This is a genomic window from Streptomyces sp. NBC_01549 (assembly GCF_026339955.1).
GTDB lineage: Bacteria > Actinomycetota > Actinomycetes > Streptomycetales > Streptomycetaceae > Streptomyces.
This window is the reverse complement of the sequence record NZ_JAPEPW010000001.1, coordinates 5,923,723-5,943,035: the sequence shown is the minus strand read 5'-3', so window position 1 is coordinate 5,943,035 and position 19,313 is coordinate 5,923,723. Positions and strand designations below refer to the sequence as shown.

General features: G+C 68.5%; 15 protein-coding genes. 3 read left to right on the top strand and 12 right to left on the bottom strand.

Annotation, left to right across the window (positions count from 1 at the left end; all coding sequences use genetic code 11):
- Positions 1-98: 98 nt before the first annotated feature.
- The 6 genes from prcA to arc all read right to left on the bottom strand — a co-directional run bounded on the left by prcA (position 99) and on the right by arc (position 6,224).
- Complete coding sequence (gene prcA / locus OG819_RS26460) at positions 99-845, bottom strand: proteasome subunit alpha (RefSeq protein ID WP_266415949.1); 747 nt, start codon at positions 843-845, stop codon at positions 99-101.
- A 58-nt stretch (positions 846-903) separates the two neighbouring features.
- On the bottom strand, positions 904-1,749 hold the full coding sequence (prcB, locus tag OG819_RS26455) for a proteasome subunit beta (RefSeq protein WP_266651322.1): 846 nt from the start codon (positions 1,747-1,749) through the stop codon (positions 904-906).
- Positions 1,701-2,285 carry an endonuclease VII domain-containing protein gene (locus OG819_RS26450; protein WP_266651321.1) on the bottom strand — a complete coding sequence of 195 codons (585 nt, stop codon included), beginning with the start codon at positions 2,283-2,285 and terminating at the stop codon, positions 1,701-1,703. Before OG819_RS26450 ends, prcB begins: the two co-directional genes overlap by 49 nt.
- Before the next feature lie 42 nt (positions 2,286-2,327).
- A complete protein-coding gene (locus OG819_RS26445; RefSeq protein ID WP_189187860.1) occupies positions 2,328-2,546 on the bottom strand; it encodes a ubiquitin-like protein Pup in 219 nt (72 codons plus the stop codon).
- A gap of 166 nt (positions 2,547-2,712) precedes the next feature.
- A complete protein-coding gene (gene dop / locus OG819_RS26440) occupies positions 2,713-4,224 on the bottom strand; it encodes a depupylase/deamidase Dop (RefSeq protein WP_353962858.1) in 1,512 nt (503 codons plus the stop codon).
- A gap of 233 nt (positions 4,225-4,457) precedes the next feature.
- A complete protein-coding gene (gene arc, locus OG819_RS26435) occupies positions 4,458-6,224 on the bottom strand; it encodes a proteasome ATPase (RefSeq protein WP_067366395.1) in 1,767 nt (588 codons plus the stop codon).
- Positions 6,225-6,477: 253 nt separating this feature from the next.
- Between arc and OG819_RS26430 the strand changes: the two genes are divergently transcribed.
- Complete coding sequence (locus OG819_RS26430; protein ID WP_266651320.1) at positions 6,478-6,783, top strand: ferredoxin; 306 nt, start codon at positions 6,478-6,480, stop codon at positions 6,781-6,783.
- Between the two features lie 48 nt (positions 6,784-6,831).
- Here OG819_RS26430 and OG819_RS26425 read toward each other — a convergent pair whose 3' ends face one another.
- The 3 genes from OG819_RS26425 to OG819_RS26415 form a co-directional block, all read right to left on the bottom strand.
- Positions 6,832-7,410 carry a hypothetical protein gene (locus tag OG819_RS26425; protein ID WP_266651319.1) on the bottom strand — a complete coding sequence of 193 codons (579 nt, stop codon included), beginning with the start codon at positions 7,408-7,410 and terminating at the stop codon, positions 6,832-6,834.
- 260 nt (positions 7,411-7,670) lie between these two features.
- Positions 7,671-8,573, bottom strand: coding sequence for a tRNA (adenine-N1)-methyltransferase (locus tag OG819_RS26420; RefSeq protein WP_266415936.1), 903 nt, complete (start codon positions 8,571-8,573; stop codon positions 7,671-7,673).
- A gap of 180 nt (positions 8,574-8,753) precedes the next feature.
- The gene (locus OG819_RS26415; protein ID WP_266651318.1) at positions 8,754-10,463 is read right to left on the bottom strand and encodes a site-2 protease family protein; all 1,710 of its coding nucleotides are present in this window, start codon (positions 10,461-10,463) and stop codon (positions 8,754-8,756) included.
- A 187-nt stretch (positions 10,464-10,650) separates the two neighbouring features.
- Between OG819_RS26415 and OG819_RS26410 the strand changes: the two genes are divergently transcribed.
- Both OG819_RS26410 and OG819_RS26405 read left to right on the top strand, forming a co-directional pair.
- Positions 10,651-11,688, top strand: coding sequence for a RecB family exonuclease (locus tag OG819_RS26410; protein ID WP_266651317.1), 1,038 nt, complete (start codon positions 10,651-10,653; stop codon positions 11,686-11,688).
- Positions 11,689-11,752: 64 nt separating this feature from the next.
- On the top strand, positions 11,753-12,427 hold the full coding sequence (locus OG819_RS26405; protein ID WP_121416646.1) for a response regulator transcription factor: 675 nt from the start codon (positions 11,753-11,755) through the stop codon (positions 12,425-12,427).
- Positions 12,428-12,881: 454 nt separating this feature from the next.
- On the opposite strand, the gene OG819_RS26400 is transcribed toward OG819_RS26405, so the two are convergent.
- The 3 genes from OG819_RS26400 to metH all read right to left on the bottom strand — a co-directional run bounded on the left by OG819_RS26400 (position 12,882) and on the right by metH (position 19,307).
- Positions 12,882-14,480 carry an ABC transporter substrate-binding protein gene (locus tag OG819_RS26400; protein ID WP_266651316.1) on the bottom strand — a complete coding sequence of 533 codons (1,599 nt, stop codon included), beginning with the start codon at positions 14,478-14,480 and terminating at the stop codon, positions 12,882-12,884.
- 445 nt (positions 14,481-14,925) lie between these two features.
- Positions 14,926-15,627, bottom strand: coding sequence for an HAD family phosphatase (locus tag OG819_RS26395; RefSeq protein ID WP_266651315.1), 702 nt, complete (start codon positions 15,625-15,627; stop codon positions 14,926-14,928).
- A gap of 149 nt (positions 15,628-15,776) precedes the next feature.
- Positions 15,777-19,307 carry a methionine synthase gene (gene metH, locus OG819_RS26390; protein ID WP_266651314.1) on the bottom strand — a complete coding sequence of 1,177 codons (3,531 nt, stop codon included), beginning with the start codon at positions 19,305-19,307 and terminating at the stop codon, positions 15,777-15,779.
- Positions 19,308-19,313: the final 6 nt, after the last annotated feature.

The following is a 19,313-nucleotide window of genomic DNA, read 5'->3' as shown; positions in this document are numbered from 1 at the left end:
CCCGTAGGGCAACGTCTGATCCGGCGGCGACGGGCTGATGTACCGGCACGGCCCCACCCCACCCACCGGCACCCGGCGGGCAGGGCGAAGGCGAACGGTCACTCCTCGTCTTCGGTGTCCTCGGCCTCCGTAGCGGTCTCCGCGCCGCCCGCCTCCAGCAGCCTGTCCAGCTGGCGCCCGACGATCCGCCTGAACTTGCGCTGCTGCGGGCGCGTACGGTCCAGGACCGCGACCTCCAGGCGCTCCGCGGGGATCTCCCGCTCGCCCCCGTTCGGCTCCCGCGACAGCGACTGCACGGCCAGCTTCAGCGCCTCCGCCAGCGACATCCCGTCCTGGTGGCGCTGGTCCAGATAGCTACTGATCTGCTCAGCATTGCCACCCACCGCGACGGACCCGTGCTCATCCACGATGGATCCGTCGTGCGGCAGCCGATAGATCTGGTCACCTTCGGGGGTCTCCCCCACCTCGGCGACGACGAGCTCCACCTCGTACGGCTTCTCGGCGGCCGAGGAGAAGATCGTGCCCAGCGTCTGTGCGTACACATTCGCCAGACCCCGAGCGGTCACATCATCACGGTCATAGGTGTAACCCCGCAGATCGGCATAGCGCACACCACCGATCCGCAGATTCTCATATTCGTTGTACTTGCCGGCGGCCGCGAAACCGATCCGGTCATAGATCTCGCTGAACTTGTGCAGCGCACGGGACGGGTTCTCGCCGACGAACACAATGCCGTCGGCGTACTGCAGCACAACGAGGCTGCGACCGCGGGCGATGCCCTTACGGGCGTACTCCGCCCGGTCGGCCATGGCCTGCTGGGGTGAGACATAGAACGGCGTCGACACCGGTTATCCGTCCCTTTCTGTCGAAGTCACTGGATCACCTTGGCAAAAAGAGCCGGGCTCAGAGCAGCGCGGCCCGCGGACCGTCCGGCTGCACCAGACGCCGCTCCAGGATCGCGCGGGCGATCTCGGAGGACTCGTCGTCGGTGAGCCTGCGGAAGCCGTCCTCGGTGATCACGGTGACGATCGGGTAGATCCGGCGGGCGACGTCGGGACCACCGGTCGCCGAGTCGTCGTCGGCCGCGTCGTACAGCGCCTGGATGACCAGGGTCGTGGCCTGCTCTTCGGTCAGGTCGTCGCGGTAGAGCTTCTTCATGGCGCCGCGCGCGAAGATCGAGCCGGAGCCGGTGGAGGCGTAGCCCTGCTCCTCGGAGCGGCCGCCCGTGACGTCGTAGGAGAAGATACGGCCCTTCTCGCGGTCCACGTCGTAACCCGCGAAGAGAGGCACCACGGCGAGGCCCTGCATGGCCATGCCGAGGTTGGAACGGATCATGGTGGAGAGCCGGTTCGCCTTGCCCTCCAGGGAGAGCGTGGTGCCCTCCACCTTCTCGAAGTGCTCCAGCTCCAGCTGGAACAGCTTGACCATCTCGACGGCCAGACCGGCCGTACCGGCGATGCCCACCGCCGAGTACTCGTCGGCCGGGAAGACCTTCTCGATGTCGCGCTGGGCGATCATGTTGCCCATGGTGGCCCGGCGGTCGCCGGCGAGGACCACTCCGCCGGGGAACGTGGTGGCGACGATGGTCGTGCCGTGCGGGGCCTCGATCACGCCTTGGACGGGCGGTAGCTGCCGCTTGCCCGGCAGCATCTCCGGCTGGTGCTCGGACAGGAAGTCCATGAAGGACGACGACCCGGGCGTCAGGAAGGCAGCCGGTAGACGCCCGGTGCTACGAGTGTTGGCTTCCACGGGGATCCTTCCAAGTAGGCGGCAGCCCGACGAACAGCGTCGGGATCATCTCCCAACTTGCCGATGGCCGAATTGCAGTTGAAGCACAGTACGCCACGGACCCTACCCGTCTCGTGGCAGTGATCCACATGAACGGCAGGAGCTTTCAAACAGATCACGCAGAGCCCCATTTGAGAGGCGACCATCTCGTCGCGCTCGGCTTCGGTCATGCCGTAGTGGCGCTTGAGGTGGCCTGCCCGTCCCTTGGCTGCCCTGCAGCTCGTCGACGGGCCGTCGGAGGCAGTCGCGTTGCGATGCCACTCGTTATGGGGCTTGATCTCCCCGCATGCTCGGCAGAACTTGTGACCTTCGGGCACCTTCACCCTCGGCCGGACATTCCTGCCCTTGGACAGCTGCCGAGCTTGGTGATACTCGGCCCAGCATTCCCGGCAATAGGCCTGCAGTCCATCACGGGCCGCTTTGTTACTCGCGAACGCTGCTCGCGGTTTGACTTCCTTACACCGCGAGCAGCGCTTCGCGCCCAGCTCCTCTGACACTCACGCCCCCATACTGAACCTTCGATTCGAAGGGAAAGCGGCCTACTCGCCACCCTTCTGAACGAAACTTCGCACGAAGTCCTCCGCATTCTCCTCGAGGACATCGTCGATCTCGTCCAGTACGGAGTCGACGTCGTCCGACAGCTTCTCCTGGCGTTCCTTGAGGTCCTCGGAGACCTGCGCGTCTTGCGCCGTCTCCTCGACCTCCTCGGTGGAACGCGTCGCCTTCTGCTGTCCGCCGCCGGTGTCCTTGGTCGCCATAACCCTCACCCCGCTCGGTTCGACGTTCTTGATCAGACCCTACAAGCAGGGTCCGACATCGGCCCCGCAGTTGCCACAACGTCCGGGAGCCACCTCGATGATTCCCGGACGTCGCGTCTTTCCACCCCGTTGTGCCGCCCGGGCTCCGAGGCCCCTGACGGCCCGGTCAGCCGCCTGACAGGACCCTGACCAGGTCTTCCGCCGTGCGACAGCGGTCGAGGAGCTCCTTGACGTGATTACGCGTTCCGCGAAGCGGCTCCAGGGTTGGGACGCGCTGGAGCGAGTCGCGGCCCGGCAGGTCGAAGATCACCGAGTCCCAGGAGGCCGCCGCCACGTCGTCCGCGTACTGCTCCAGACAGCGCCCGCGGAAGTACGCGCGGGTGTCCTCCGGCGGCTTCGTACGGGCCCGCTCGACGTCCCGCTCGTCCAGGAGGCGCTTCATCTTGCCGCGCGCCGCCAGACGGTTGTACAGGCCCTTCTCGGCTCGTACGTCGGCGTACTGGAGGTCGACCAGGTGCAGCCGTGCCGCGTCCCAGTCGAGGTTGTCACGGCGCCGGTAGCCCTCCATGAGCTCCCGCTTGGCGACCCAGTCGAGCTCCCCGGAGAGGCTCATCGGGTCGTTCTCCAGCCGGTTCAGAGTGTCTTCCCAGCGGGCCAGGACGTCCTTGGTCTGGTCGTCGGCGTCCGCCCCGAACCGTTCCTCCACGTATTTGCGCGACAGCTCGAAGTACTCCATCTGAAGCTGCACGGCGGTCAGCGTGCGTCCGCTGCGCAGCGTGACGAGCCGCTTCAGCATGGGGTCGTGCGAGACCTGGTGCAGCGTGCGCACCGGCTGGTCGACGGCCAGATCGACGGCGATGAAGCCGTCCTCGATCATGGACAGGACCAGGGCGGTCGTGCCCAGCTTGAGATAGGTCGAGATCTCCGACAGGTTCGCGTCACCGATGATCACGTGCAGCCTGCGGTACTTCTCGGCGTCCGCGTGTGGCTCGTCGCGGGTGTTGATGATGGGGCGCTTGAGGGTGGTCTCGAGGCCCACCTCGACCTCGAAGTAGTCCGCGCGCTGGCTGAGCTGGAAGCCGTGCTCGTGCCCGTCCTGGCCGATACCGACGCGGCCCGCTCCGGTGACGACCTGGCGTGAGACGAAGAACGGCGTGAGGTGGCGCACGATGTCCGAGAAGGGGGTCTCCCGCTTCATCAGGTAGTTCTCGTGCGTGCCGTACGAGGCACCCTTGTTGTCGGTGTTGTTCTTGTAGAGGTGGATCGGCTGGGCGCCGGGGAGCTGGGCCGCGCGCTCCGCGGCCTCCGCCATGATGCGCTCGCCGGCCTTGTCCCACAGGACGGCGTCCCACGGGTTGGTGACCTCGGGAGCGCTGTACTCCGGGTGCGCGTGGTCCACGTACAGCCGTGCGCCATTGGTGAGGATGACATTGGCCAGGCCGATGTCCTCGTCGGTGAGCTGGCTGGAGTCGGCGGCCTCGCGGGCGAGGTCGAAGCCTCGCGCGTCCCGCAGCGGGTTCTCCTCCTCGAAGTCCCAGCGGGCGCGGCGCGCCCGGTGCATCGCCGCCGCGTACGCGTTGACGATCTGGGATGAGGTGAGCATGGCATTGGCGTTGGGGTGGCCGGGAACGGAGATCCCGTACTCCGTCTCGATGCCCATTACTCGCCGTACGGTCATGCGGCCCTCCTTGCCCGGCGGCGCCCTCGGTCGGGGGCGCTGCTCAAGTACCGCTGGTGCTCCGGTGCGTGTGCGGTGCCCGTCCCCGCAACGCGCGACTCGGCGGTACGAAAGAGCCTAGAACGCCTCTGCGCTGGTGGGGAGATCATTTGCGTCATTGCTCCGCTCCGCCGTGCCCCGGAAAGCAGTCGGCTGCGGGTACCCGTGGAGGGCACCCGCAGCCGCCCTGTCTTTTACAGGTACTGCCCGGTGTTCGCCACCGTGTCGATGGAGCGTCCGGTGTCCGCACCCTGCTTTCCGGTGACGAGCGTACGGATGTAAACGATCCGTTCGCCCTTCTTTCCGGAGATTCGGGCCCAGTCGTCCGGGTTCGTGGTGTTCGGCAGGTCCTCGTTCTCCTTGAACTCATCCACGCACGCCTGGAGGAGGTGGGAGACCCGAAGGCCCTTCTGGTTCTGCTCGAGGAAGGCCTTGATCGCTGCCTTCTTGGCGCGGCCGACGATGTTCTCGATCATGGCGCCGGAGTTGAAGTCCTTGAAGTACAGGACTTCCTTGTCGCCGTTGGCGTAGGTGACCTCAAGGAAGCGGTTTTCCTCGGACTCGGCGTACATCTGCTCCACGGCGGTCTGGATCATGCCGTGGACGGTGGCCGCCCGGTCCCCGCCGTGCTCACCGAGGTCGTCGGAGTGCAGCGGGAGGCGTTGTGTGAGGTACTTGGCGAAGATGTCCTTGGCGGCCTCGGCGTCCGGGCGCTCGATCTTGATCTTCACATCGAGTCGTCCGGGGCGCAGGATCGCGGGGTCGATCATGTCCTCGCGGTTCGAGGCGCCGATCACGACCACGTTCTCCAGGCCTTCCACGCCGTCGATCTCGGCGAGCAGCTGGGGGACGATGGTGTTCTCCACGTCCGAGCTGACGCCCGATCCACGGGTGCGGAAGAGGGACTCCATCTCGTCGAAGAAGACGATGACGGGGGTGCCCTCGCTGGCCTTCTCACGAGCACGCTGGAAGACGAGGCGGATCTGCCGCTCGGTCTCGCCGACGTACTTGTTCAGGAGCTCGGGGCCCTTGATGTTCAGGAAGAAGCTCTTTCCGGTGGCCTGGCCGGTGACCTCGGCGACCTTCTTGGCCAGCGAGTTGGCGACCGCCTTGGCGATGAGCGTCTTACCGCATCCGGGGGGCCCGTAGAGCAGCACACCCTTGGGCGGCCGCAGTTCGTGCTCCTTGAAGAGGTCGGGGTAGAGGTAGGGGAGCTCGACCGCGTCGCGGATCAGTTCGATCTGGTTTCCCAGGCCGCCGATCTGCTCGTAGCCGATGTCCGGCACCTCTTCGAGGACGAGCTCCTCGACCTCGCTCTTGGGGACAACTTCGTAGACATAGCCGGAACGGGGCTCGAGAAGCAGGGCGTCGCCGGGACGGATGACGACGTCCAGGAGCGGCTCGGCGAGCCGTACCACCCGTTCCTCGTCGGTGTGTCCCTGCACCAGGGCGCGTTCGCCGTCCTCGAGGATCTCCTTGAGGGTGACGATGTCGCCGACGCTCTCGTACTCCATGGCCTCGACCACGTTGAGGGCTTCGTTGAGCATCACTTCCTGGCCGCGCCTGAGCTCCTCGAGCTCCACGCTGGGGCTGACGTTCACCCGGAGCTTGCGGCCCCCGGTGAAGATGTCCGCCGTGCCGTCCTCGTTCGCCACGAGGAAGACACCGAAGCCTGCCGGTGGCTGCGCCAGCCGGTCGACCTCTTCCTTGAGGGCCACGATCTGGTCGCGGGCCTCACGGAGCGTGTTGGCGAGCCGCTCGTTCTGTGCGGACACGCCGGCCAGGTTGGTCTGCAGCTCGACGATCCGCTCTTCGAGAATCCTCGTGTGCCGCGGAGAGTCGGCGAGCTTGCGTCGCAGGACGGCGATCTCCTGCTCAAGGTAGGCAACCTGCCCGGCAGGGTCATCGGACCCTCGTCCCGGGCGGATGCCGCGGTTCATGTCGTCGTCGTGGGCTGCCACGGTCCTCACCTCCTCCAAGGGGAGCTGGACGCTTCCAGACCCTACCTGGGTGGGTGTCGATTGAAACCCCTAGATCACAAAGACTGTCGAGGTGTGTCCGATCTTCACCCTTGCGCTCTCCCTCACGCCAGGGGAATACCCACCGAACACGGTCGGGAAGCGGGCGGAGGTAGGGTCGACGTGTTCAACACCCGTCAGAGCTGGCCCGATTCCCCAGTCTTCGGATCGCTCGACGCAGGAAACGGCAGGAGAAATGACCGTGCAGCAGGAGGCCCCAAGCGACAGCGAGGCTCTCGAAGTCTGGATCGACCAGGATCTCTGTACCGGAGACGGTATCTGCGCCCAGTACGCGCCGGAGGTCTTCGAGCTGGACATCGACGGTCTGGCCTATGTGAAGAGCGCCGAGGACGAGCTCCTGCAGGCCCCGGGCGCCACAACGCCCGTACCGCTGACGCTTCTGCGGGATGTCGCCGACTCCGCGAAGGAGTGCCCCGGCGACTGCATCCACGTACGTCGAGTTTCGGACAGGGTCGAGGTCTACGGTCCCGACGCGGAGTGACCCGAAAGGCACTCCACGTCACGACATGTCTCTTTTCTCACACGCTTCTCATGCGTTCTGGGCCCCGGAGGGTGTCGAGCGGATGAACGTGCCGTTCTTCCACTGCCACTTGGCCTGCTCCTTCACGTCCGGGCAGCAACTCGGCACGTCGGCAGAGGAGTAGCCGAGCAGGGTCGCCGTGACGGCGCCGTCACGCACCGCGAAGTCAGTGACGTTGAGGCGGTCCTTCGGGTCGATCAGGGTGGCCACGACGCGGGGCTTCTTGGCCCCCGACCCGCCCTGGGTGAGGACGTAGACGCCGTTGGGCGGGGTGCCGATGCCCGCGTCGCAGCGGACGACGGCCACCGTCTCCGGGCTGCCGTCGCCGTCGAGGTCTCCGGACGCCTTCTTCTGCACGAGGACCTTGACGGGCCCGCACTCGATCGGGAACGTGACGCCCGCGGGGTCCGGGGGCGCCGTCGCGGCCGGGGCGGACTTGGCCCCGGGACCGGGCTGGGCCGCCGTCGCGGAGCCGGGCTGGAGAACCGAGGAGAGGGCGACGACTCCGGCCAGAGCGGTGGCCGTGGCGAGCCAGTGGATGGGGCTGGTGTGGGTGTGTGCCAGTTCCGGGACGACGGATTGCTGCACTAGGAGCGTCTCCTGGGAGGGCCGTGACGGTGGGGGTGGGGGTGGGGGTGGCCAGCATGGTGCCACACGTCACAGTGAGGTGGAACGGCGGGGTCCGGACTTCTGGCGTCGCGTCAACGGAAAGGGCTTGCGGCGGAGTTGCGTACCTGCCCTGCGGCCCAGGTGCGGGAAAGCACTGTGACCGAGCCCCGGAGTGCTTCCGGGAACTCGGCCACAGGTGTGGTGCGTTGGGTACCTCGACGGCGTGGGCGCCGGTCGGGTCAGCGGGCTGAGCCGCCGTCCGCGTTCGGGCCGACGTAGTCCTCGCCGTAGGCGCCCTTGGCGGGCCGGCGGCGGCGCATCGGCGGCTCGACGCCGTCCGCGAGGCGGCGGGCGGTGAGCAGGAAGCCGGTGTGGCCGATCATCCGGTGGTCCGGACGGACCGCCAGGCCCTCGACGTGCCAGTTGCGGATCATCGACTCCCACGCGGTCGGCTCGTTGAAGGAACCGATCTCGCGGATGGACTCGACGGTCCGCGCGAGCTGGGTGGTGGTGGCGACGTAGCAGCACAGGATGCCGCCGGGGACCAGCGCCTTGGAGACGGCCTCCAGGCACTCCCAGGGGGCGAGCATGTCGAGGATGACGCGGTCGACGTCGGTGTCGGACAGGTTGTCCTGGAGGTCGCCGACGGTGAGCTGCCAGGCGGGGTGCGGGCCGCCGAAGTAGCGCTCCACGTTCTGCTGGGCGATCTCCGCGAAGTCCTCGCGGCGCTCGTAGGAGTGGAGCATGCCCTGGTCGCCGATGGCGCGCAGCAGGAAGCTGCTGAGCGAGCCGGAGCCCACGCCCGCTTCCACGACGCGCGCGCCGGGGAAGATGTCGGCGAAGGCCAGGATCTGCCCCGCGTCCTTGGGGTAGACCACGGCGGCGCCGCGGGGCATGGACAGGACGTAGTCGGGGAGCAGGGGGCGCAGCGCGAGATAGGCGACGTTCCCCGTGGTGCGGACAACGCTGCCCTCGGGAGCGCCGATCAGCTCGTCGTGGGGGAAGGAACCCTTGTGGGTGTGGAAGTTCTTCCCGGCCTCGAGCGTGAACGTGTAGTGGCGGCCCTTGGGGTCGGTCAGCTGAACCTGGTCCCCGACCTTGAAGGGCCCGCGCCTGCGGGCGGCACCGGTCGGTTCGGACATGTGACCAGCCTACCGGTCCCCGCGCGGGGCGCCGACCATGACAGGGGCGTGCGGACACCGCGGGAGGCGGGTGCGGACAACCGGGGGTGACGCGCGGGGACACCGCGGGTGACGCGTGGCTGGTCGCGTCCAGGCGGCCGAGCCGTGCGACGGCACGGTCCCGCACCCCTGAGCGGGTGCTCAGCTGGGCCTTGCCATCGCCTTCACGAAGGCGCGCTCGACGTCCGCCGCCGAGAGAACTCCATAGATCTCGCCGGAGTCCTCCACCACCAGGTACTCGGTGGCGGGGGTGGCGCGCAGGGTGTCCAGCAGTGCCTCGCCCGCCAACTCGGCGGAGACACGCATGCCGTCGGTGAGGTCCTGGGCGAGGCCGCTGACGGCGACCCAGGGGCGGCGGTGTTCCGGTACGCCGACGATGGCGGCCTCACGGACGAGGGAGAGCGGTTCGCCGTTGGCGTCGACGACGACCAGGGCGCGGGCGCCGGCGTCGTTGGCGCGGCGCAGCGCCTCCGAGAGCGGGGTGCTGCTCTCGACCGGGACCGCGCGCCGGGTGAGTGAGCGGGCACGCAGCTCGGGCAGGTGTTCGCGCAGACGGGCCATGCGCAGGCTGTTGCCCGCGCCGGTCCAGATGATCGCGGCGAGGATCGCGGCGAGCAGGGCGTCGGTGACCGTGTCCATACTGCCGATGTCGTTTTGCGTGGCGCCGAGCGCCCCGGACTGGGTGACCAGGGGCAGCCCGATCAGTACGGAGACGGCGAGGGCGCGACCGACCCACGCGGCGGCGATCGTGCCGCTCATCGGCTTGCCGGTGATCTTCCAGACGACGGCGCGGAGCATGCGGCCGCCGTCCAGGGGCAGGCCGGGGAGCAGGTTGAAGGCGGCCACGATCAGGTTGGAGATCATCAGCCCGGCCAGCAGGACGCCCGGGACCGTGCCGGGCTCGACGGTCAGCATGGCGAGGTAGAAGAGGCCGGACAGGACGAGGGAGAGCAGTGGTCCGACGAAGGACAGCACGAACTCCCGGCCCGGGGTCTCGGCCTCCTTCTCGATCTCCGAGACGCCGCCGAAGAACTGCAGCTGGATCCGGCGCACCGGCAGTTTGAAGCGCAGGGCGGCGACCGTGTGGGCCAGCTCGTGGACGAGGACGGAGGCGTAGAAGGCGACCGCGAAGAAGAGGGAGACGAGGTAGCGCAGGGCGCCGAGTTCGGGCAGCACGCGGTCGAGCTGGCCGCCGAACACCCAGGTGATCAGCGCGGCCACGAGGAACCAGCTGGGCGCCACGTACACGGGCACGCCGAAGGGCCGCCCCATCAGCAGCCCGCCACCGGGTTCGCGGCCCCGCCGCGGGGGCCGCGCCTTGCCGGTGCCGGTGTCGGTTCCGGAGTGCGCGAGGGTGCGGGGGTGTGCGGGCTCGTGGGTGGGGGTGCGCGACGGGTCGGGGTGGGTGTGGCCTCCGTCAAAGGGGCCAGGGTTCGTCCCGGGCGCGTCGTGAGCGCCGCGGCCCGTCCGCGCCTCGGCTCCGGTCTGCGTGGACGACTCCGTTCCGGGCTCGTCCGTGGGCTCGCCGCCGGTCTCGTCCGAAGAACCGGGGACGGCGTCGGCCTCTTCCGGGGAACCGTCGGGCGCCGTGGACCCGCCCTCGGCCCCGTTCGAAGAGTTGCGTTGCGTCCCGCTCCCGCGGGTGAGGTCGGGGGGGCCGTCGGGGGACGGGGTGGGCTCGGGGGTTCCCGGGGTCCTGGGTGGTGTCGGCCCGGTGGGGTGCTCGGGGCGCTCCGGTCCGGGGTGCCCGGCATCCGCGGCCGGGGCCGAGGAAGACCGCTGCTCCCCGTGGCGCTCGGTCGCTTCGTCGGTGCCGGACCGCGGCTGCCCGCTCCCGCCGCTCTCGTCCACGATGTCCCCTCGTTCGAAGCGTCTCCCGCTCCCGATCATGCGAAGCAGAAGGGTCTGGGTCGATGGTATGCGTCCGTCGCGACACGTTCCGCCCCGGCACCCCCTCTGTTTTCCGCTCTGTCGTACGAGCGCGCACAAGCCCCGACCGTGCACTCACTGTCAGTGGCGGGCCGTAAGGTCTGTGGTCATGGAAACCAGCACCGGGGGCGCCGTGCCGCCCGAGCCGACCGAAGCCGTCGTGGGCGAAGCCGTCGTGGGCGAAGCCGTCGTGGGCGAAGCCGTCGTGGGCGAAGCCGTCGTGGGCGAAGCCGTCGTGGGCGAAGCCGTCGTGGGCGGGGCGCCGGACGTGCCGGCGGTTCCCGCGGCACGCCCGGCCCTGCCTCCGGCCTCGCTGTCGCCCTCGCGGGCCGGCGACTTCATGCAGTGCCCGTTGCTCTACCGGTTCCGGGTGATCGACCGGCTCCCCGAGAAGCCCAGCGAGGCGGCCACCCGCGGCACGCTGGTGCACGCGGTGCTGGAGCGTCTCTTCGACGCCCCGGCGACGGAGCGCACGGCCCCGCGCGCCAAGTCGCTCATTCCGGGCCAGTGGGACCGGCTGCGCGAGACACGGCCGGAGGTCGTGGAGCTGTTCGCGGACGACCCCGGGGGCGAGCGGTTGGCGCGCTGGCTCGGCGAGGCCGAGCGGCTGGTGGAGCGCTGGTTCAGCCTTGAGGACCCGACGCGGCTGGAGCCCGCCGAGCGCGAGCTGTTCGTCGAGGCCGAGCTCGACTCGGGGCTGAAGCTGCGCGGGATCATCGACCGCGTCGACGTGGCCCCGACCGGTGAGGTCCGGATCGTCGACTACAAGACGGGCAAGGCACCCCGGCCGGAGTACGCCGAGGGTGCGCTGTTCCAGATGAAGTTCTACGCCCTGGTGGTGTGGCGCCTGAAGCAGGTGGTCCCGCGCCGGCTCCAGCTCGTGTACCTCGGCAGCGGTGACGTGGTGACGTACGACCCGATGATCGAGGACCTGGAGCGGGTCGAGCGCAAGCTGCTCGCCCTGTGGGAGGCGATCCGGCAGGCCACCGAGACGGGCGACTGGCGGCCGAGGCCCACCAAGCTCTGCGGCTGGTGCGACCACCAGGCGGTATGCCCGGAATTCGGTGGTACTCCCCCGCCCTACCCGCTGCCGGTCAGGGCCCCGGAGTCAGGCGTCACCGAGCAGGGCAGAATGGGGCGGGACTAGGGCCTGTCCGGCGTGTTGCTCACCTCCGGCCCGGTCCGCCGGACAGACCCCCAAGGAGACTTACGTGGCCATCCGCGTCCTACTGGTCGACGACCAGCCGCTGCTGCGTACCGGCTTCCGGATGATTCTGGAGGCGGAGCAGGACCTCGCGGTCGTAGGCGAGGCCGGTGACGGTCTCCAGGCACTGGATCAGGTGCGTGCGCTGCAGCCCGATGTGGTTCTGATGGACATCCGTATGCCGAGGATGGACGGGGTGGAGGCGACCCGGCAGATCACCGGGCCGGGGCGGGACGGACCGGCCAAGGTGCTCGTCCTGACGACCTTCGACCTCGACGAGTACGTGGTGGAGGCGCTGCGCGCCGGGGCCAGCGGCTTCCTTCTGAAGGACGCGCCGGCCAATGAGCTGGTGCAGGCGATCCGGGTGGTCGCCGCGGGCGAGGCGATGCTCGCGCCGAGCATCACCCGTCGGCTTCTCGACAAGTACGCGGGGCATCTCCCCTCCGGCGACGAGCCGGTGCCCGACACGCTGCACACCCTGACCGAGCGGGAGGTCGAGGTGCTGAAGCTGGTGGCGCGTGGCCTGTCGAACGCGGAGATCGCCGCCGACCTGTTCGTCAGCGAGACCACCGTGAAGACCCATGTGGGCCACGTGCTCACCAAGTTGGGGCTGCGTGACCGGGTGCAGGCCGCGGTGTACGCGTACGAGAGCGGGTTGGTGCGCCCGGGCGCACAGCAGTAATCCCCGATTCGCCGTCCGCTCCCCCAGGAGCACGACCGAGGGCGCCCCCTTCCAGGAAGTGGGCGCCCTCGGCGTTCGTCCGGCGGTTGCGGAGTCGGTCCTGGCCGGTCTCCCGGAGCGGCACGCCGTCGAGGTGTCGAGGCGGTACTGGAGGCCGTGGACGCTGCCGCGCACGATCGCGTACTGCTTGGCCTGCCGGATCGGGATGAGCGGGAGGTCCTGGCCCACGCCGTCCTGCATCCTGCCGGACGGCCGGTCGCTCGGCTGCGAGCCGCATCCGGCGAGCAGACCGATGGCCGGCCCCGTCGCGACGGACAGGACCGGCCATTGGTTGCGCATGTTCACGAGGTGGTCCTCGTCGCCGGGTCTCCGGCGCGCCGTATCAGGCGGGCGCCGGGTCCCGTGCGTGGGTGCCGGGTCCGCGGGACCGGGCGCCCGAAGAGAGCCGGTCAGCTCACACGCCGCGGCCGAGCTCCCACAGCATGAGCGTCGAGGAGGAGTTGAGCGCCCACTCGGCACCCGTGACGTCGTCCCGCGCGGCGATGTACTGCTTGCCCTGCCACAGCGGCAGCAGCGGAACCTGGTCGGCCACGATGTTCTGGATCTGGGTGAGGCTCGACTCCGCGTCCAGGCGGTTGACCTCCCGACGGGAGGCCGGGATCAGCTTGTCCTGGATCTCACTGTTGTTGTAAGGCAGATTGAGGGTGTTGTCCTTGTCGAGGAACGGCGCGATGTAGTTGTCGGCGTCCGGGAAGTCGGGGAACCAACCCATGCCGAAGACGTCGTAGGCGCCCTTCTGCTCGGCCGGAATGAACTTGTCCCAGGTCTGGCCTTGGATGCTGACGTCGAACAAACCGCTGTCGTTGAGCTGCTTCATCAGCACCTTGAACTCGTTGCGGGTGGCCGGGCCGTAGTGGTCGGTCGTGTAGTGCAGCGTCAGTTTCACCGGGGTGGTGATGTTCGCCTGGTTCAGCAACGTGCGGGCCTTGGCCACGCTCGGGTCGCTGTACTTGTTGAAGAACGCGTTGGAGTGGCCGGTGATGGTGGCGGGCACCAGCGAGTACAGGGGTTGAGCCTCGGTGCCGTACACCTTGGAGATCAACTCGTCGCGGTCGATGAGCTGCGCCATGGCCTCGCGAACAGCCTTGTTCTTCACCGAGGGGGCGTCGGTGTTGAAGGCCAGGTATCGGATCTCGAGGCCGGCCAGCTCGACCAGTTTGATGTTGCCGTTCGCCTTGCTCTGGAGCTTGCTGATCTGATCCGGCGCCATCGTACGGGTCATGACCTGGATGTCACCCTTTTCCAGCGCCGCACCCATGCTGGCGGTGTCCTTGAAGGACTCCAGTACCACCTTGTCGTTGTTCAGGGTGAGTTGACCCTTGTAGTTCGGGTTCTTGGTGAAGGTGGCCTTCACCATCTCGTTGTTCTTGACTTCGGCCTTCATCGTGTAGGCCCCGGATCCGTCGATCGAGAAGCCGTCGCGCAGCTTGCCCTTCTCGTAGTCCTTCGGGTTGACGATGCCCGCGACAGATGTCGACAGCTTGAACGGGAAGGTGGCGTCAGCGGTGTTGAGGTGGAAGATGACGTCGCGGTCGCCTTGTGTCTCGACGGTGTCGACGGTGGACAGCAGTCCGAACACACCACTGTCGGCCTTGATGGCGCGGGCGCGGTCGATGGAGAACTTCACAGCGGCCGCGGTCACGGGGTCGCCGTTGGAGAACTTCAGATCCTTGCGCAGCTTGCAGGCATAGCGCTCGCTGCCGGCGTCGGTGAAGCCGCAACTCTCGGCGGCCTCGGGCATGGGCTCACCGTCGCCGCGGGGCTGGGCCATCAGCGTCTGCAGCGTGTTCCGGAGGACGTTCTGGGTATTGACGGAGTACGCGTACGCCGGGTCGAGGGGCGCGGGGATGTCCTTGGAAGCGATGAACCGGTCGGTGGTACCCACGACGATGGCGTCACCGCTATTGCTGCCACTGCTGAACCCGCCGCAGGCAGCCAGCATGGGGGTGAGCAGACCAGCGACGGCCGGCAGCACCAAAGTCTTGCGGTTCATGCTCGAGTTTCTCCAGAGCTGTCGTATCCGTGTACCCGCCATACAGGGGTGGTGCGGGCGAGTCATCAGGGTTATGGCGAGGTTCTCGCGACGAGATTAGTCCGCACCACCAGGACGGCCCGCAGAGGCCGGAGTTGAGTTCCCATCACGCTGCGAAACCGGGCGTGGACGCACCGATAACCCGACAGCGGAAGGATTCGTGCAGCGTTCCACCAATCGGGACACAAGGACGCGTCCGCCACCCGCGAAAGGGGGGTTGCAGCACACGGCGGGCCGAATGTCGACCCCCCGTCAAGTGACGAACCTCACACCCACAACTCGACGGAAGAGTACCGGAATTCGGCCATCCGGCCCCGGATTGAATTTCACGCGACAGGTCCGGGGCCGTTACCTGTGGATACACCGGGGTTATCGACGCATTCGGTGACGCACGCTGGGTGAACGCCTAGTGCACTTCCGTCATCAGACCACGGAGAAAAGACAGGTCGACCTCTTCGAGGGAGGCCACGACCGTGCGCCGGACGGCGGGGGCGATCGGCGCGACGGAGGGAACGGCGACCACGTGACAGCCCGCGGCCTCCCCCGCGGCGACGCCCGTGGCGGTGTCCTCGATGACGGCGCACCGGGCCGGTTCGGCGCCGAGTCCGGACGCCGCCAGCAGATACGGGTCGGGGAACGGCTTGGTCCGCTCCACCTCGTCGCCCGCGACGGTCAGCGCGAAGTACTGGGGGCCCAAGGAGGCCAGAATACGGTCGATGATGCGCCGGTGCGAGGCGGAGACCAGGGCGGTGGGGATCTCGTGCGCGGCAAGCTCCGCGAGGAGTCTGGCCGCTCCCGGCATCAGCGGCAGCGCCCGGTCGATACGGTCCTCGAAACCGTCGTTGAGCAGCACCGTGAGCTCGGCGAGGGTGATGTCGGCCCCGGTGGCCTCGATCAGGAAGCCGGCGCTGCGGGTCATGGGACCGCCGACCACCACATGGCGCCAGGAGTCGTCGAGGGTGTGCCCGAGCGTCCGGAAGATCTCGACCTCGACGTCCCACCAGAACCCCTCGGTGTCCACCAGGGTGCCGTCCATGTCCAGGAGCACGGCCTGCAGCGCTGAGCCTTCGGCCGTACGGGTACCGAGCGCGGGAACCGTAGTGGTCATCCTGGCGCACCTCCTTGAGGGACGAGAAGGCCGGTTCCCTCAGGGGGAACCGGCCTGCTGTGGACCGTCCAGTCTACGACGGCGTCGGCTGAAACGCCTGTCAGTTGTGGGGTGCGCCGGGTCACCTCACTCCGGCGTACCGCGCCGGGTCACCTCGCGTTGAAGTACTTCGCCTCCGGGTGGTGGATCACGATCGCGTCCGTGGACTGCTCGGGGTGCAGTTGGAACTCCTCCGAGAGGTGGACGCCGATGCGCTCCGGCTCCAGGAGTTCGGCGATCTTGGCGCGGTCCTCCAGGTCGGGGCAGGCGCCGTAGCCGAGGGAGAAGCGGGCGCCGCGGTACTTGAGGGCGAACATGTCCTCGACGGCCGCCGGGTCCTCCCCGGCGAAGCCGAGCTCCGAACGAACGCGGGCATGCCAGTACTCGGCGAGGCCCTCCGCCAACTGCACGGACAGGCCGTGCAGTTCGAGGTAGTCGCGGTAGGAGTTGGACTCGAAGAGCTTGGCGCTCTCCTCGCCGATCCGGGAGCCGACGGTGACGACCTGGAGGCCGACGACATCCGTCTCGCCCGACTCCTCGGGACGGAAGAAGTCGGCCAGGCACAGCCGCCGTCCGCGGCGCTGGCGCGGGAAGGTGAAGCGGGTGCGCTCGTTGCCCTGCTCGTCCAGCAGGATCAGGTCGTCGTCCTTGGACACGCACGGGAAGTAGCCGTAGACGACGGCCGCTTCGAGCAGGTTGTCGGTCTGCAGCCTGTCCAGCAGACCGCGCAGCCGGGGCCGGCCCTCGGTCTCGACGAGTTCCTCGTACGTCGGTCCGTCGCCCGCGCGGGCCTGCTTGAGGCCCCACTGCCCCTTGAACAGCGCGCCCTCGTCCAGCCAGGAGGCGTACTCCTTGAGCTGGATGCCCTTGATGACGCGGGTGCCCCAGAAGGGCGGGGTGGGCACGGGGTTGTCGATGGCGACGTCGGAGCGGATGTGCCCCTCCTCCGGACGTTCCTCGACGGCGGTCTGGGCGGCGGTGGCCCGCACCCGGCGCTGCTTCAGTTCCGGCAGCACGGCCCCGGGTACGCCCCGCTTGACCCCGATGAGCGCGTCCATCAGGCGCAGGCCCTCGAACGCGTCGCGGGCGTAGCGGACCTCGCCCTCGTAGATCTCGTACAGGTCCTGTTCGACGTACGCCCTGGTCAGGGCCGCGCCGCCGAGGATGACCGGGTAGTCGGCGGACAGCCCGCGCTGGTTGAGCTCCTCCAGGTTCTCCTTCATGATCACCGTGGACTTGACCAGCAGGCCTGACATGCCGATGACGTCGGCCCGGTGTTCCTCGGCGGCGTCCAGGATCGCGGAGACCGGCTGCTTGATGCCGAGGTTGACGACGTTGTAGCCGTTGTTGGACAGGATGATGTCGACGAGGTTCTTGCCGATGTCGTGCACGTCGCCGCGCACGGTGGCCAGCACGATGGTGCCCTTGCCCTCGGCGTCCGACTTCTCCATGTGCGGTTCGAGGTAGGCCACCGCGGTCTTCATGACCTCGGCGGACTGGAGCACGAACGGCAGTTGCATCTGGCCGGAGCCGAACAGCTCGCCGACCACCTTCATGCCGTCGAGCAGCGTCTCGTTGACGATGTCGAGGGCGGGCCGGGTCTGGAGGGCTTCGGCGAGGTCGGCTTCCAGGCCGTTCTTCTCGCCGTCGATGATGCGCCGCTTGAGGCGCTCGTCCAGGGGCAGCGCGGCCAGTTCCTCGGCCTTGCCCGCCTTGAGGGACTTGGTGGTGGCGCCCTCGAACAGCGCCATCAGCTTCTGCAGGGGGTCGTAGCCCTCGGCGCGGCGGTCGTGGATCAGGTCCAGGGCCGTCTGGACCTCTTCCTCGGTGAAGCGGGCGATCGGCAGGATCTTCGACGCGTGCACGATCGCCGAGTCCAGGCCCGCCTTGACGCACTCGTCGAGGAAGACCGAGTTGAGCAGGATGCGGGCGGCCGGGTTGAGGCCGAAGGAGATGTTCGACAGGCCCAGCGTGGTCTGCACCTCCGGACGACGGCGCTTGAGCTCGCGGATCGCCTCGATGGTCGCGATGCCGTCCTTGCGGGACTCCTCCTGACCGGTACAGATGGTGAAGGTCAGGGCGTCGATGAGGATGTCGGACTCGTGGATGCCCCAGTTCGTGGTCAGGTCCTCGATGAGCCGCTCGGCGATGGCGACCTTGGTCTCGACGGTACGGGCCTGGCCCTCCTCGTCGATGGTCAGCGCGATCAGCGCCGCGCCGTGCTCCCGCGCCAGCCGGGTGACCTTCGCGAAGCGGGACTCGGGGCCGTCGCCGTCCTCGTAGTTGACGGAGTTGATGACGGCCCGCCCGCCGAGCTTCTCCAGGCCGGCGCGCAACACGTCGACCTCGGTGGAGTCCAGGACGATGGGCAGCGTGGAGGCGGTGGCGAAGCGTCCGGCGAGTTCCCGCATGTCCGCGACGCCGTCCCGGCCGACGTAGTCGACGCACAGGTCGAGCATGTGGGCGCCCTCGCGGATCTGGTCGCGGGCCATCTCCACGCAGTCGTCCCAGCGGGCCTCCAGCATGGCCTCACGGAACTTCTTCGAGCCGTTGGCGTTGGTGCGCTCGCCGATCGCCATGTACGCGGTGTCCTGGCGGAACGGGACGGTCTGGTAGAGGGAGGCGGCGCCGGGCTCCGGCTGGGGGCTCCGCTCGGCCGGGGACATCCCGCGCACGCGCTCGACGACCTGGCGCAGATGCTCGGGGGTGCTGCCGCAGCAGCCGCCGACCAGGGACAGGCCGTACTGCTGGACGAAGGTCTCCTGCGCGTCCGCCATCTCGGGCGGGGTCAGCGGGAAGTACGCCCCGTCCTTGGTGAGGATGGGCAGCCCGGCGTTCGGCATGCACAGCAGCGGGATGCGGGAGTGGCGGGCGAGGTAACGCAGGTGCTCGCTCATCTCGGCGGGGCCGGTGGAGCAGTTCAGGCCGATCATGTCGATGCCCAGCGGCTCCAGCGCGGTCAGCGCGGCGCCGATCTCCGAGCCCAGCAGCATCGTGCCGGTCGTCTCGAAGGCGAGGGAGACCAGCAGCGGCAGGTCGGCCCCGAGCGCGTCCAGGGCCCGGCGGGCGCCGAGGATGGACGACTTGGTCTGGAGCAGGTCCTGGGTGGTCTCGACGATCAGGGCGTCCGCGCCGCCGGCGATCAGGCCCTCGGCGTTCGCCTGGAAGCCGTCGCGCAGCGTGTGGAAGCCGATGTGACCGAGGGTCGGCAGCTTCGTACCGGGGCCGATGGAGCCCAGCACCCACCGCTGACGCCCGTCACGGCCGCCGAACTCGTCGGCCACCTCGCGGGCGATGCGGGCGCCCGCCTCGGACAGCCCGTACACGCGGTCGGAGATCTCGTACTCGGCCATGGCCGAGTGGTTGGCACCGAAGGTGTTCGTCTCCACGCAGTCCACGCCCACCTCGAAGTAGGCCTCGTGGACGGAACGGACGATGTCGGGGCGAGTGAGGTTCAGAATCTCGTTGCAGCCCTCGAGGTTCTCGAAGTCCTCGAGCGTCGGGTCCTGCGCCTGCAACATCGTGCCCATCGCGCCGTCGGCCACCACGACACGCTCGGCGAGCGTGTCGCGGAGCGCGGCGATGCGGGCCCGGTTCTCGGCAAGCTCGGACGAAAGGGACGGGTTCGGCAACGAAGCCATGAAGGT